Source organism: Microbacterium sp. C5A9 (genome assembly GCF_022627955.1).
Classification (GTDB): domain Bacteria; phylum Actinomycetota; class Actinomycetes; order Actinomycetales; family Microbacteriaceae; genus Microbacterium.
Window position 1 is genome coordinate 80,780 of record NZ_JABXGD010000002.1, and the last position, 12,235, is coordinate 93,014.

At 69.6% G+C, this 12,235-nt stretch carries 15 protein-coding genes; 7 read left to right on the forward strand and 8 right to left on the reverse strand.

The features are described 5' to 3' along the window. The first annotated feature begins 22 nt into the window (after window positions 1–22). From HWD99_RS03505 to HWD99_RS03520, 4 genes are read left to right on the forward strand one after another with little or no spacing between them, the layout of a single operon-like run. A complete protein-coding gene (locus tag HWD99_RS03505) occupies window positions 23–1,015 on the forward strand; it encodes a DMT family transporter (RefSeq protein ID WP_241794868.1) in 993 nt (330 codons plus the stop codon). Next, window positions 991–1,773 (forward strand): SDR family oxidoreductase, encoded by a 783-nt coding sequence (locus HWD99_RS03510; RefSeq protein ID WP_241794869.1) that lies wholly within the window; start codon window positions 991–993, stop codon window positions 1,771–1,773. The genes HWD99_RS03505 and HWD99_RS03510 overlap by 25 nt, the downstream gene beginning before the upstream one ends. Window positions 1,774–1,776: 3 nt before the next feature. Beyond that, on the forward strand, window positions 1,777–2,487 hold the full coding sequence (locus HWD99_RS03515; RefSeq protein ID WP_241794870.1) for a uracil-DNA glycosylase: 711 nt from the start codon (window positions 1,777–1,779) through the stop codon (window positions 2,485–2,487). A 4-nt stretch (window positions 2,488–2,491) separates the two neighbouring features. After that, a complete protein-coding gene (locus HWD99_RS03520) occupies window positions 2,492–3,109 on the forward strand; it encodes a GNAT family N-acetyltransferase (RefSeq protein ID WP_241794871.1) in 618 nt (205 codons plus the stop codon). A gap of 18 nt (window positions 3,110–3,127) precedes the next feature. On the opposite strand, the gene HWD99_RS03525 is transcribed toward HWD99_RS03520, so the two are convergent. From HWD99_RS03525 to HWD99_RS03550, 6 genes are all read right to left on the reverse strand, one after another. Continuing rightward, complete coding sequence (locus tag HWD99_RS03525) at window positions 3,128–3,922, reverse strand: ABC transporter ATP-binding protein (protein ID WP_241794872.1); 795 nt, start codon at window positions 3,920–3,922, stop codon at window positions 3,128–3,130. After that, window positions 3,919–4,731 carry an ABC transporter ATP-binding protein gene (locus HWD99_RS03530; protein ID WP_241794873.1) on the reverse strand — a complete coding sequence of 271 codons (813 nt, stop codon included), beginning with the start codon at window positions 4,729–4,731 and terminating at the stop codon, window positions 3,919–3,921. The genes HWD99_RS03525 and HWD99_RS03530 overlap by 4 nt, the downstream gene beginning before the upstream one ends. Next, window positions 4,728–5,597, reverse strand: a complete 870-nt coding sequence (locus HWD99_RS03535; RefSeq protein WP_374205447.1) for an ABC transporter permease — start codon at window positions 5,595–5,597, stop codon at window positions 4,728–4,730. The genes HWD99_RS03530 and HWD99_RS03535 overlap by 4 nt, the downstream gene beginning before the upstream one ends. Further along, window positions 5,594–6,541 carry an ABC transporter permease gene (locus HWD99_RS03540; protein WP_241794875.1) on the reverse strand — a complete coding sequence of 316 codons (948 nt, stop codon included), beginning with the start codon at window positions 6,539–6,541 and terminating at the stop codon, window positions 5,594–5,596. Before HWD99_RS03540 ends, HWD99_RS03535 begins: the two co-directional genes overlap by 4 nt. Window positions 6,542–6,557: 16 nt before the next feature. Next, window positions 6,558–8,069, reverse strand: a complete 1,512-nt coding sequence (locus tag HWD99_RS03545; protein WP_241794876.1) for an ABC transporter substrate-binding protein — start codon at window positions 8,067–8,069, stop codon at window positions 6,558–6,560. A 93-nt stretch (window positions 8,070–8,162) separates the two neighbouring features. Then, window positions 8,163–9,083 carry an alpha/beta fold hydrolase gene (locus HWD99_RS03550; RefSeq protein ID WP_241795425.1) on the reverse strand — a complete coding sequence of 307 codons (921 nt, stop codon included), beginning with the start codon at window positions 9,081–9,083 and terminating at the stop codon, window positions 8,163–8,165. Between the two features lie 171 nt (window positions 9,084–9,254). On the opposite strand from HWD99_RS03550, the gene HWD99_RS03555 reads away from it, so the two are divergent. The 3 genes from HWD99_RS03555 (at window position 9,255) to HWD99_RS03565 (ending at window position 10,976) form a co-directional block, all read left to right on the forward strand. Beyond that, window positions 9,255–9,731 (forward strand): carboxymuconolactone decarboxylase family protein, encoded by a 477-nt coding sequence (locus HWD99_RS03555; RefSeq protein ID WP_241794877.1) that lies wholly within the window; start codon window positions 9,255–9,257, stop codon window positions 9,729–9,731. Continuing rightward, complete coding sequence (locus HWD99_RS03560) at window positions 9,728–10,438, forward strand: tyrosine-protein phosphatase (RefSeq protein WP_241794878.1); 711 nt, start codon at window positions 9,728–9,730, stop codon at window positions 10,436–10,438. The genes HWD99_RS03555 and HWD99_RS03560 overlap by 4 nt, the downstream gene beginning before the upstream one ends. A 67-nt stretch (window positions 10,439–10,505) precedes the next feature. Continuing rightward, complete coding sequence (locus HWD99_RS03565; protein ID WP_241794879.1) at window positions 10,506–10,976, forward strand: SIP domain-containing protein; 471 nt, start codon at window positions 10,506–10,508, stop codon at window positions 10,974–10,976. Here the strand turns inward: HWD99_RS03565 and HWD99_RS03570 are convergent. Both HWD99_RS03570 and HWD99_RS03575 read right to left on the reverse strand, forming a co-directional pair. Then, on the reverse strand, window positions 10,934–11,413 hold the full coding sequence (locus HWD99_RS03570; RefSeq protein WP_241794880.1) for a Fe-S oxidoreductase: 480 nt from the start codon (window positions 11,411–11,413) through the stop codon (window positions 10,934–10,936). The two genes, HWD99_RS03565 and HWD99_RS03570, sit on opposite strands and share 43 nt — an antisense overlap. After that, complete coding sequence (locus tag HWD99_RS03575) at window positions 11,410–12,213, reverse strand: arginase family protein (RefSeq protein WP_241794881.1); 804 nt, start codon at window positions 12,211–12,213, stop codon at window positions 11,410–11,412. Before HWD99_RS03575 ends, HWD99_RS03570 begins: the two co-directional genes overlap by 4 nt. Window positions 12,214–12,235 lie beyond the last annotated feature (22 nt).

The window sequence follows — 12,235 nt, forward strand, 5'->3', positions numbered from 1 at the left end:
TACCAGTCTGTATAGTCGAGACATGAGTAAACAGATCGGTGTACTTCACGGGGTCGTGACCGTCTCGGCGGCAGCGGCCTTCGTCGTGACCTGGAGCTCGGGCTTCCTCATCCCGGCCTTCGCCACTGTGGAGGTGTCCGCGCTGACCCTCCTCGTCTGGCGCTTCGTGCCGCTCGCCCTGATCCTCGTCGCGGTCGCCCTGCTCACCGGCGCGGCGAAGGGCGTGCGACGCCGTGACCTGGGCATCCAGGCCGTGATCGGACTCTTCGCGCAGTTCGGCTACTGCGTCGCGGTGTACGGCGCCGTCGCGGCGGGAATCGCGACGGGGACGGTCGCGCTCATCGACGCCGTGCAGCCGCTCGTCGTCGCCGTGCTCGTCGGTCCTGTCCTCGGGCTGCGCGTGCGCGGTGCGCAGTGGGTGGGGTTGGGGATCGGCGCGATCGGGGTACTGCTGGTCGTGCGCTCCCAGTTCGGATCGTCGTCGGCGTCGCCCGTCGCGTATCTGCTGCCCGTCGTCGCGATGGTGTGCCTGATCGTCGGCACGCTCCTGCAGCGGAGATCGGCCGTCCAGACCGGGACGCTCCTGACGCTGACGATCCACGTCGCGGTGACGGCGGTGCTGCTGCTGGTGATCGCCGCCGCCACAGGCGCACTGGTTCCTCCGATGACGGCGTCGTTCTGGCTCGCCGTGATCCTCACAGCGGTGTTCCCGACTCTCGCGGCCTACGGCCTCTACTGGTGGCTGCTGCGACGCGTGGGCATCACCGTGCTGCAGGCGCTGCTGTTCCTGATCGCTCCGGCGACCTCCCTCGCCGGAGGCCTTCTGCTGGGGGAAGCGCTCACGGCCGTCACGGTCGTCGGATTCCTGCTCTGCGGGATCGGCGTGGCCGTCGTGCTCATCGGCGACGCCCGCAGAGACGACGATGACCGGAAATCACGACCCGACCGCGCGCACCGGCGTTCGCGGCCGGAACATCGTACGGTGGAGGCATGGCTATCAGGCGTGCAGTGGTGACAGGTGCGAGCTCGGGGATCGGGGCGGCGACGGTTCGCGCGTTGAGATCCCGCGGGTGGGAGGTCGTCGGCGTCGCACGCCGGGCCGAGAGGCTCGCCGCGCTGTCGGCCGAGACGGGTGCGTCGACCATCGCGTGCGACCTCACGGATTCGGACTCGGTCGCCGCTCTCGTCGACGAGCTCCGCGCCTCGGGGCCCGTGCACGCTCTCGTGCAGGTCGCGGGAGGAGCACGTGGCACGGATCGCATCGAGGACGGCTCCATCGACGACTGGCAGTGGATGTACGACGCGAACGTGCTGTCGAGTCAGCGCCTGGTCGCCGGCCTGCTGCCGCTGCTGCGGCTCGCGGCGTCGGCGGACGGCCACGCCGACACGCTCTTCGTGACCTCGACCGCGGCGCAGGTGGCGTATGCCGGCGGTGGTGGGTACAACGCCGCCAAGGCCGCGCAGTCGATGCTCGTGCACGCCCTGCGCCTCGAGCTCAACGGCGAGCCGATCCGCGTCTCGGAGATCGCGCCGGGGCTCGTGCACACCGAGGAGTTCACCCTCAACCGTCTGGGCGGCGACACGGTCGCTGCCGAAGCCGTGTACTCGGGGGTCGAGGCGCCGCTGCTCGCCGAGGACGTCGCCGACGTGATCGCGTATGCGCTGGACGCGCCGGGACACGTGAACCTCGACCTGGTCACCATGCGCCCGGTGGCGCAGTCGGCGAACCATCTGCTCGCCCGTGGTCCGCTGCGCGTGCGACCTGTCGACTGATCGATGACCTCGCGAACGCTGGCCGAGCTCGCCGACGAGGGGGCGATCGACCGGGGCTGGGCAGAGGCCCTCGCCCCGGCACAGGATGTCATCACCGCGTTGGGTGAGCGCCTTCGCGGCGAGCAGGCCGCGGGGCGCGGCTATCTTCCTGCGGGGGAGCATGTGCTCCGCGCCTTCCGGCGACCGCTCGCCGATGTCCGGGTCCTGATCACGGGGCAGGACCCGTATCCGACCCCGGGGCACCCGATCGGCCTGTCCTTCGCGGTCGACCACGACGTTCGCCCGCTGCCCCGCAGCCTCGCGAACATCTACCGGGAGCGGGAGAGCGATCTCGGCATCCCACCTGCGCCCCATGGCGACCTCACGGCCTGGAGCGACCAGGGTGTGCTCCTCCTCAACAGGGTGCTGACGGTGCGCCCCGGAGAGGCGGCATCGCATCGGGGCTGGGGGTGGGAGACCGTCACCGAGCTCGCCATCCGCGCCCTCGTCGCGCGGGAGCAGCCGTTGGTCGCCGTCCTCTGGGGGCGAGACGCCGCCAAGCTGCAGCCGATGCTCGGGTCCAGCCCGGTGATCGCCTCAGCGCATCCGTCTCCGCTGTCGGCGAGCCGGGGATTCTTCGGCTCGCGTCCGTTCTCGCGCGTCAACGCGCTTCTGGAGGAACACGGAGCGGCGCCCGTGGACTGGCGCGTCGACGGGGAGCTGCCCCTAAGCTGATCGCATGCAGTTCGAGCCCGGTGATCGCCGCCGTGTGCTGCCGCGCCATCTGCGCCCTCAGTCCGCGCCCGAGATCTTCTCGTACACGATCCGCGCGGCGCGATCGGCTGATCTTCCGCACATCCGTGAGATCTACAACCACTTCGTCAGCAACTCGGTGGTCACGCTGGACGAGCGGCGCAGCAGCATCCCCTACTGGCGCGACAAGTTCGCCCTGTTGAGCAAGCTCGACCTGCCTTTCCTCGTCGCGGTCTCGCCGACCGGGGTGGTCATCGGCTATGCGCTCGCGCAGCCGTGGGCGGGGAAGAACGCCTACCGCTTCACCGTCGAGGATTCGATCTATCTCGGTCCGGGCGCGGGCGGGAAGGGGCTCGGAGTCGCCCTGCTCCAGGCCCTGATCGATGCGTGCGAGCAGCTCGGCATCCGGGAGATGGTCGCTGTCATCAGCGACACCAAGGCCGAGGCGTCGATCCGTCTGCACGCCAAGCTCGGCTTCGTCGAAGCGGGGCGGATGGGACGAGTCGGACACAAGTTCGGCCGTGACCTGGGCACGGTGTACATGCGACGGGCGCTGCGTCCGGCCCGGCGACGCCGCCTGTTCGGAGTGGGCTCGGGGCGCTGACCGACCCGTCGTGTGTGGTCAGTCCTCGGCGGCGGGGATGACGGGGATCGCCGCGAGGAGCGTCTTCGTGTAGTCGTGTGTCGGACGCAGCAGCACGTCGGTCGTCGCTCCGCGCTCGACGATGCTCCCGTCCTTCATCACCACGACGGTGTCGCACAGGTTCTGCACCACCCCGATGTCGTGCGACACCAGAACGAGGGTCAGGTCGGTCGTGCGTCGCAGCTCGATGAGCAGTTCGAGGATCTGGGCTCGCACCGTCACGTCGAGGGCGGACAGCGGCTCGTCGCCGACGAGGATGCGCGGACGATGCACGATGGCCCTGGCGAGGGCGATGCGCTGGCGCTGCCCGCCGGAGAACTCGTGCGGGTAGCGGTCGGCCATGTCCTGCTCGAGCCCGACCTGCGCGAGCACCTCGCGCACTCGGGCAGGGTGGTCTGCATCGATGCCGAGAGCCCACAGCGGTTCGGCGATGATCTGCGCGGCGGTCATGCGCGGGTCGAGAGACGCGTAGGGATCCTGGAACACCAGGCCGGTCTGGCGACGCAACCAGTGCAGCGAGCGCGCGGGTGCGGATGCCTCCACCGTCCTGCCGTCGACGCTCACACGTCCGGCCGTCGGGCGATCGAGGCCGAGCAGCAGTCGGATGAGCGTGGACTTGCCCGACCCGGACTCGCCGATGATGCCCACCGACGACCCTTCGACGATGTCGAGGTCGGTGGAGGCGAGCGCGGTCTGTGTGCGGGTGCGCTCGAAGACCGATCTCTTCGGCACGACGAAGTCGCGACGGAGCCCCCGTGCCTCGACCAGGCTCATCGTGCTTCTCCCTGAGGGCGCCACAGCGTGGCGGTGGCGTCGCGCAGCAGGCCCTGCGTGACGGGTGACGCGGGCGCGCTGAGGAGCGCACTCACGGGCGCGTGCTCGACGACGCGTCCGTGCTCGAGGACAACGCCGTCGGTGGCCACCTGCGCCAGTACGGCGAGATCGTGGGTGATGAACGCGAGCGACATCCCTTCGTCGTCGACCAGGCGCAGCAGCAGCGAGAGGATCTCGGCCTGGATCGTGACGTCGAGAGCGGTGGTGGGCTCGTCGGCGATCAGGAGGCGAGGACGGCAGGCGAGGGCCATGGCGATCGCGACCCGCTGGCGCTGACCTCCGGAGAGCTGGTGCGGATAGCGGTCGACGATCGATTCGGGGTCGGGCAGACGCACGCGCGCCGCCTCCTGGATCGCCCGAGCACGGGCTTCGCGGCGGCCCATGCCCTCGTGGATCCGGATCGATTCGGCGATCTGCCTGCCCACCGTGCGGATCGGGTTCAGCGCGGTGCGCGGCTCCTGGAACACGATGCCGATCTCGTCGCCGCGAAGCCTCGCGAGCTCGCGGTCGGGGAGGCCGATCAGCTCGGTTCCCTCCCAGCGGATGCTCCCCGAGGCGCGGGCTCCCTCGGGGAGCAGGCCGAGGATCGCGAGCGCGGTGAGGGACTTGCCCGACCCGGATTCGCCGATGAGCCCGAGGCGACTGCCGTCGGGGACGTCGAAGGACACTCCGTCGACCACTCGTCGTCCGTCGATCTCCACGATGAGGTCGCGCACCTCGAGACCGGCGGCGCGGACCGCGCCGGTCATGCGACCACCGCCGGGGTGTGAGTCTGGGCGGCGCGGTGCCGGAGCGTGGGGTCGGTCGCCTCGCGGAGCCCGTCGCCGAGAAGGTTGAGGGCGAGGACGGTGATCGTGATCGCGAGTCCCGGCCAGATGACCGACAGCGGATGGACTCCGATGTAGCGCTGCAGGTCCGACAGCAGCAGCCCCCAGCTCGGGTCGACCACGGACGCCCCGAAGCCGAGATACGACAGTCCTGCCTCGGCGAGCACGGCGACGGCCATCGACCACGACAGCTGCACGATGAACACGGGGGCGACGTTCGGCAGCAGATGGCGCACCAGGCTCTGGCCGCTCGTGAGTCCCGACGCGCGGGCCGCCAGCACGAAGTCGCTCTGCTGGACGCGGCGGAGCTCGGGGCGGGTGACGCGCGCGATGTTGACGCCGAATCCGATTCCCACCGACCAGATCACCACCCACAGCGACCCGCCCCAGACCGAGGAGATCATCATGGCGATCAGCAGCACCGGGAAGGCGATGAGGATGTCGACGAGCACCGCCACGGTCTCGCGCATCCACCGCGCGGTGAGCGCCCCGAGCGCGGACAACGCGATGCCCACGAGCGTGGCGATGACGCCCGCGCCCACGCTGACGAAGACCGTCGTCCTGGCCCCCGCCATGAGGACGCTCAGGATGTCGCGACCCGTGTCGTCGGTGCCGAGCAGATGCGGCCATCCGGGAGGCGACCACCGCGCGCGCACGTCGGAGAACTGGGGGTCGAACGGCGTCCAGAACACCGAGACGAGCGCCGTGGCGGCGACGACCGCGACCACGATCAGTCCGAAGCGGCCCGTGGGTGTCTGCCAGAGCCGAGGGAGCCAGCGGGGCATCATGACTCCCTCTGTCGCGGGTCGATCGTCCGGTGCAGGAGGTCGACGAGGAACCCGACGATCAGGACGAAGCCCGTGAGGACGAGGAGCTCGCTCTGCACCTTCACGAGATCGCGGGTGCCGACATCGGCGACCAGCATGCGACCGATGCCGGGAAGGGTGAAGAGCTGCTCGATCACGACGGACCCGACGATGATCCCCGCCACCTGCAGGCCCAGCACCGTGATGATCGACAGACCGACCGCGGGGATGCCGTGCGAGACCAGCGCGCGGGTGCGGGTCAGCCCCTTCGCTGCCGCGGTGCGGACGAAGTCCTGGGTCGCCGCCTGCAGGGTGGCGCTGCGGACGAAGCGCATCAGCATCGCGCCCTCGACGATCCCGATCGTGAGCGCCGGCAGCAGCAGGGATTCGATGGCCTTGCCGGGAGTGCTCCATCCGGTGCGCGGGAAGCCCTGAGGGGGCAGCCAGCCGAGCCACACGGAGAAGACGACGATCAGCATCATGCCCGCCCAGACGACGGGGACGGCGGCGAGGGCCTGGGCGCCGAAGCTGAGAGCTGCGCCGCCGCGGCGACCCCGCTGCACGGCGGCGAGGATTCCGAACGGCACGGCGATCAGGACGGCGATCACGAGCGACATGATCCCGAGCGGCACGGTCACCTGCGCCTTGAGCAGGAGCTCTTCGCCCACCGACGCTCCCGACAGCAGCGAGGTTCCGAGATCGCCGCGCAGGAGGCCGCCGATCCATTCGAGGTACTGCGCAGGCAGCGGGCGGTCCAGCCCGAGGGATTCCCGCAGTGCCTGCACTTCGGCGCGTGACGCCTGCGTTCCCGCGATCAGCTGTGCGACGTCACCGGGGAAGACCCGGAGTGTCAGGAAGATCAGCAGGCTCGATACGAGGAGCCCTGCGATGAGCAGGGCTCCTCGGACGAGCACATAGCGGATCACGAGGGGTGGATCGCCGTCACTCCGCGGCGACGGTGACGCCGGCGAGATCGATGCGCGAGTTGATCGAGTCCTGCGGGAAGCCCGAGACGAGAGGGCTCACCGCCGTGATCGTCGCGCCGTTGTACAGCCAGTCGGCCGCATGGTCTTCCGAGACGATGCGCGCCGCCTCGGCGAGCAGCTCTGCCGACTTGTCGGGGTCGACCTCGGCGAGTGCGTCGGCGTAGAGTCCCTGCACCTCGGCGTTGTCGTAGCCGAAGTAGTACTCGGGGTTCGCGAAGTTGCCGAAGTCCCGCGGCTCGACGTGGAGCACGAAGCTCAGGTCGTAGTCGTGGTTGGTGTAGACGTCTTCCAGCCAGGCCGGGAACTCGACGGAATCGACCTTCAGGGTCACGCCGACCTTCTGGAAGTCCGAGATGAGCACCTTCGGCACGGTGGTTCCGTAGAAGGTGGGGATCGTGAGCGTCAGCTCGAGGTCCTCCTGGCCCGCTTCGGCGAGGAGCTCCTTGGCCTTCTCCGGGTCGTACGAGATCACGTCGGAGAGATCCTCGTACCCGGGATCGAGCTCCGGAATCGGACCGTAGAGGGTCGTGCCGGAGCCCACAGCCTCGACGAGCGCGTCATGATCGATCGCGAGCCGCAGGGCCTCCCGCACGCGGACGTCGTCGAGCGGCGCCTTGGCGTTGTTGAACGCGAGGGTGGCCTTGTCGGTCGTGCGTCCCGTCGTGAGCGTGAACGAGTCCTCCAGCTGCGATGCCAGGTTGGGATCCACCGCGGTGAGCACCTGGACGCCGCCGTCGAGTGCGGCGTTCACTCCGGCGGAGAAGTCGGGGATGTACTGGAACTCGACCTCTGCGACGCCGGCAGGCTCGCCCCAGTAGGCGTCGTTGCGCGCGAAGGTGATGGCGCTGCCCTTGCTCCACCGGCTCAGGGTGAAGGGGCCGGTGCCGTTCTCGGCGGTCTTGAGATCGGTGGTGTCTCCCGTCTGGAACACCAGGCCCGCGGGACCGGTGAGGGAGAACAGGAAGTTCTGGTTCGGGGCCGACAGCACGATCTGCACGGTCGCCGGATCCGGTGCGGTGATCGACGCGATCGATGCGAACTCGGCGTTGCCCTGAAGCGTGGCGTCCGTGCGGACGGCCTCGTAGGAGGAGACGACGTCGGCCGAGGTGAGCGGCGTGCCGCTGTGGAAGGCGATGCCGTCGTTCAGCGTGAACGTGTATGTCAGTCCGTCGGCGGAGACTTCGTAGTCGCTCGCGAGGCGCGGGACGATCTCGTTCGACTCGTCGCGGCTGACCAGACCCTCGTAGATGTTGTCGATCAGGATCTGCTCCAGCGCCGCTCCGCTCGTGTGGCGGATGTCGAGATTGGTCGGCTCGAGCACGAGACCCACCTGGAGGGTGGCATCGGGGTCGGGATCGCCGACCGGGGCCGTGGCCTCCGGTTCGGCCGTGCCGGTGCAGGCGCTGAGGATGACGGCGCTCGCCGCGATCGCGGAGATCAGCGCGAGACGTCTCGTGCGTCGGAACATGGGGTGTTTCCTCTCGGTGCGGCAGTTGCTGTGTGCCGTTGGGTCGAGCCTAGGGAAGGACGGAGCAGGGGAGGGTCGGTCCGGAAAGAATCGTCACAATGAGGATGCGGCGGCGGCGATCAGCGCGGCGAGCTCGACCGGAGCGGTTTCCTGCACGTTGTGCGTCGCATCGACGCTGACGACGTCGGTGTGGGGCAGTCGCCGCGAGAAGTCCTGTGCGTCGTCGGCGCTCACGAACCCGCGCTCCGCCCGCACCAGGGTCACCGGGGCCGAAGTCAGCGCCAGATCCTCCCACCCGGTCGAGCTCAGAGGCGACGGCGCGGCGACGTCGCCGGCATGGTGCGCCGCGAGCGTCTGCGCGGCGAGGTGGGCGAAGTGATGCTTCCACTCGATCCGACCGTCGTCGCGCACTCGCGTGTTCAGGAAGACGCCGCGCTCGGTCTCGGACCGGGTGCCGCCGAAACCCAGCGACATCGCACGATCGACGAGTTCGTCGCGCGACGCGAAGTCGGTCGGACCCGCGTAGAACTCGCGCAGCGCCGCGGGACCCGCGGACGTGTCGATCCCCGGGGTGATGTCGACGACGATGAGCGCGGCGACGAGATCGGGGCGGCGAGCTGCGAGCGCGGCCCCGGTGAGGCCGCCGAGAGACTGCCCCACGACGAGCTGGGGGGCGTCGGTCCACTCGTCCAGAGCATCGGCCACGTCGACGGCGAGGGTGCGAGGGGAGTAGTCCGCGTCGTCCCGCCACGAGGAGTCTCCGTGCCCGGTCAGGTCGACGGCGAGCACGGGCAGGCCGAGGGCGAGGATCGTCGTGTCCCAGGTGTGGGCGTTGAGGCCCGCGCCGTGGAGGAGCGTGATGCGCGGTGGTTCTGCGCCGTAGCGGATCGCGCTGAGCTGACGTCCGTCGGGGAGCCGGTGCGTCACGCGTTCGGCGTGGGGAGGGGTCACGCCTAGGCGCTCGGCCTGCGAGGGAAGATAGCTGAACTCGGAGATGTCGATCGCCACCTGGATATTCTGCTCTGGGGATGGGGTCCGCGGGAAATGCCGGAGCAGAATGCGTGGCATACGGCGTCACATGGTTGCGATTTTGCTGCTGTGTGGCTCTCTGTGATTGTGTTTATGATCTCGCGCGATGAACCGCGTCATCGACGACGAGTGCACATGACGGAATATCATTGAGGCATGAGCGAGACGCGAGTGCACCTCTCCAAGACCGAGCCCGCCGCCTACCAGGCGCTCGACGCCTTCGCGCGGACGGTCGGCACGATCTGCGCCGACAACGGCATCGACGATCGGCTCAAGGAGATCGTCATGATCCACTGCTCTCAGCTCAACGGATGCAGCTTCTGCGCGCGCCTGCACGTCGACCGCGCGCTCGCCGCAGGGCTCGACACGGACACCCTCATGCAGATCGCCACCTGGCGGGAGAGCGGGGTGTTCAGCGACCGCGAACGGGCGGCGCTCGAGCTCGCCGAAGCCTTCACCTTCATCTCGGAGGACGGCATCTCCGATGAGGTGTACAACCGGGTCGGAAGCGTGCTCACCGAGAAGGAGTACGCGGCGCTGAGCTGGGCGTGCGTGTCGATCAACGCGTTCAACCGCATCGTGATCGCCGGTCGCTATCCCGTTCCCCCGCGTGAGCGGCAGGCCCAGGCGTGACCGTCCTCCACGTCGACGGTGTCAACAACGTCCGGGACGTCGGCGGCATGCCGGCGCGAGGCGGCCGGATCCGGTCCGGCGTCCTGATGCGCTCCGGGCAGCTCTCCGGCGCGACCACGGCGGGGGCCGAGGCGCTCCGGCAACGCGTCGCGCACATCGTCGATCTGCGTGACGGCGAAGAGGTCGCCGTCGAACCGACCGAGATCCCCGGTCCGGAGACGACCCATCTCCCGCTGTTCCTCGGCTCGGTCCGGTCGTTCTTCGAGGACGACACGAGTCTCGAGGAGCTGTATCTGCACCTGCTCGAGGAGAGCGGCGATCGACTCGTCGCGGCGATCCGCATCATCGCCCAGGGTGATCCGACCCTGGTGCACTGCACCGTCGGCAAAGACCGCACGGGTGTCACCGTCGCGCTCGCTCTCTCGGCCGTGGAGGCGGACCGGGACGCCATCGTCGCCGATTACGCGCTCACCGAGTCGCAGCTGCCGCCGGAGCGGTCGCGGCGGATCGTCGCCTACCTCCGCTCCCAGCACCCCGAGGCCGTGCACGCCATCGCGCTCGCGACCGAGTCGCCCGCTTCCGTGATGCGTGCGCTTCTCGAGGGCATCGATGCGCGATGGGGTTCAGCGGCCGACTACCTTCGGGCCAACGGCATGACGGACGCCGAACTCGATGCGCTGCGCGAGGCTCTCGTCGAGCCCGTGTGAACCCGTGTCGACGGGATGGGCTGACAAAGGTTAGGCAACCCTTCTCCTGGTGTACGATAGAGGCATCATGAGCACCTCCCTCGATACCCGCAGCACGCGCGCAGAGCGCCGTGCCGCACGTCGGCGTGCGCATCACCTGGTGACGGCCGACGAGAACTCGCTGCTCGAACTCGAGGCTTTCCTCGCGACGCTCCCGCTCTGCGCGTCAGGTCGGGTGTTCATCGAGGTCCCCGAGGCTGCCGACATCCGCACCATCGACGCGCCGGCGCGCATGACCGTGACGTGGCTCGCGCGGGGCGATCGATCGGGAGCCCCCGGCACCGGACGCTCCTGCTCGCAGGGCCAGGCCCTGGCGCGAGCGACCTGCGCGTGGGCCGATGAGATGCTCTGCGACGATGAGCTCGAGACGCACGTCACGCTGCTCGGCGGGTACCTCGGCACGGCCGACATCGTCGAGCACCTCACGGGATCTCTCGGCATCGCCCCTGCGGCGATCTATGCTCCGGAGCGCTTCGGGCTTCTCTCCGCAGACCGCTGAGCCCGGGGGCGGCGCACGTAGTTGCCGTCTTCCAGCCCGGCCTCGATCTCGAAGCGATTCCGCAGCGGATCGCGGCCTGCGAACAGGTAGAGCACCGGCAGGAGAGCGCCGTAGCGCAGCCACTGCGCCTTGTGCACCGCCTCGTGGCGAAGCACGGCGTCGGTCGGGCGCGCATCGCCGGTGAGGAAGCATCCTCCCACGCACACACCGCCGCGGTTGAACGTCCACTGCGGCATCCCACGGAAGATCCACAGGCCCGCCCGCCGTTCGACGGGCCCTGTGCTCCACAGCGACCCCCAGATCCAGCCGACGGCGGTGCCCCACCAGTAGCCGACACGACTGACGGGGGAACGCAGCAGGAAGGCCGGAATGCGGCGGTCGAATCGTCGGCCCTCCGCAAGGATGCGCTCGGCGGTCGGACGCCAGTCGTCGCTCATGCCACGGCCCCGACGAGACGCAGCAGGGCACCGAGATCATCGACGGCATCTGCGGGGGAGCGGGGTGCGAACCCTGCGATCGTCGCACCCGCGAGGGGCACCCGTTCGCGCAGCGATCGGATCGACGCGGCCACGGCGGCCGGAGAGAGGCCGAAGGGCACCGCGGAGGAGACCCCTGAGAGCTCCGCGGGATCGAGAACATCGACATCGATGTGCACCCAGACCCGGCGCGCGCCGGTGGCGTCGACCGCATCGGCGAGCGCGTCGACGCGGGTCAGATCCTCGACGGACAGGTGAACGAGATCGTCGAACACCTCGACCTCGGCGTCGTCGAGGTTGCGAACGCCGACCGTGACGACCCGATCGCGCGACAGCCCGGGGGACAGCGCGAGCTGTGGCTCGCCGTCGCCGAGCACGGCCCGCAGCGCCATGCCCGAGAACGCGCCGGACGGTGACGTGTCAGGTGTGTGCAGGTCGCCGTGGGCATCGAACCACACGACCGCGAGGTCGTCGGTCCCGCCGGGCAGAGCGGCGAGAGCGGCGACGGTCACGCTGCAGTCGCCGCCGATCACGACCGTGTCGGCGGCCGCGGCCTCGGCGACCTGGTCGCGCGTGCGCAGCAGTGAACTCAGCCGCCGGACACCGGTGCCGAGCGACTCACCGGCCTCGACCGGCACGTCGAGCACGGTCGTGGCGGCTCGAGGCAGGTCGCCCGCGATCGCGGATGCGCCGTCGACGAGGAGCATCGCGCGTGCGGCGGGTGACCCCTGCCACTGCGGGACGACGAGGAATCGCACCATGGAGTGCCTCCAGCTGTGAAAG

Bases quoted from the DNA above. Each gene is read 5' to 3' on its own strand.
- HWD99_RS03505 (WP_241794868.1), top strand. From the start codon at position 23: ATGAGTAAACAGATCGGTGTACTTCACGGGGTCGTGACCGTCTCGGCG.
- HWD99_RS03510 (WP_241794869.1), top strand. From the start codon at position 991: ATGGCTATCAGGCGTGCAGTGGTGACAGGTGCGAGCTCGGGGATCGGG.
- HWD99_RS03515 (WP_241794870.1), top strand. From the start codon at position 1,777: ATGACCTCGCGAACGCTGGCCGAGCTCGCCGACGAGGGGGCGATCGAC.
- HWD99_RS03520 (WP_241794871.1), top strand. From the start codon at position 2,492: ATGCAGTTCGAGCCCGGTGATCGCCGCCGTGTGCTGCCGCGCCATCTG.
- HWD99_RS03525 (WP_241794872.1), bottom strand. From the start codon at position 3,922: ATGAGCCTGGTCGAGGCACGGGGGCTCCGTCGCGACTTCGTCGTGCCG.
- HWD99_RS03530 (WP_241794873.1), bottom strand. From the start codon at position 4,731: ATGACCGGCGCGGTCCGCGCCGCCGGTCTCGAGGTGCGCGACCTCATC.
- HWD99_RS03535 (WP_374205447.1), bottom strand. From the start codon at position 5,597: ATGATGCCCCGCTGGCTCCCTCGGCTCTGGCAGACACCCACGGGCCGC.
- HWD99_RS03545 (WP_241794876.1), bottom strand. From the start codon at position 8,069: ATGTTCCGACGCACGAGACGTCTCGCGCTGATCTCCGCGATCGCGGCG.
- HWD99_RS03555 (WP_241794877.1), top strand. From the start codon at position 9,255: ATGAGCGAGACGCGAGTGCACCTCTCCAAGACCGAGCCCGCCGCCTAC.
- HWD99_RS03565 (WP_241794879.1), top strand. From the start codon at position 10,506: ATGAGCACCTCCCTCGATACCCGCAGCACGCGCGCAGAGCGCCGTGCC.
- HWD99_RS03570 (WP_241794880.1), bottom strand. From the start codon at position 11,413: ATGAGCGACGACTGGCGTCCGACCGCCGAGCGCATCCTTGCGGAGGGC.
- HWD99_RS03575 (WP_241794881.1), bottom strand. From the start codon at position 12,213: ATGGTGCGATTCCTCGTCGTCCCGCAGTGGCAGGGGTCACCCGCCGCA.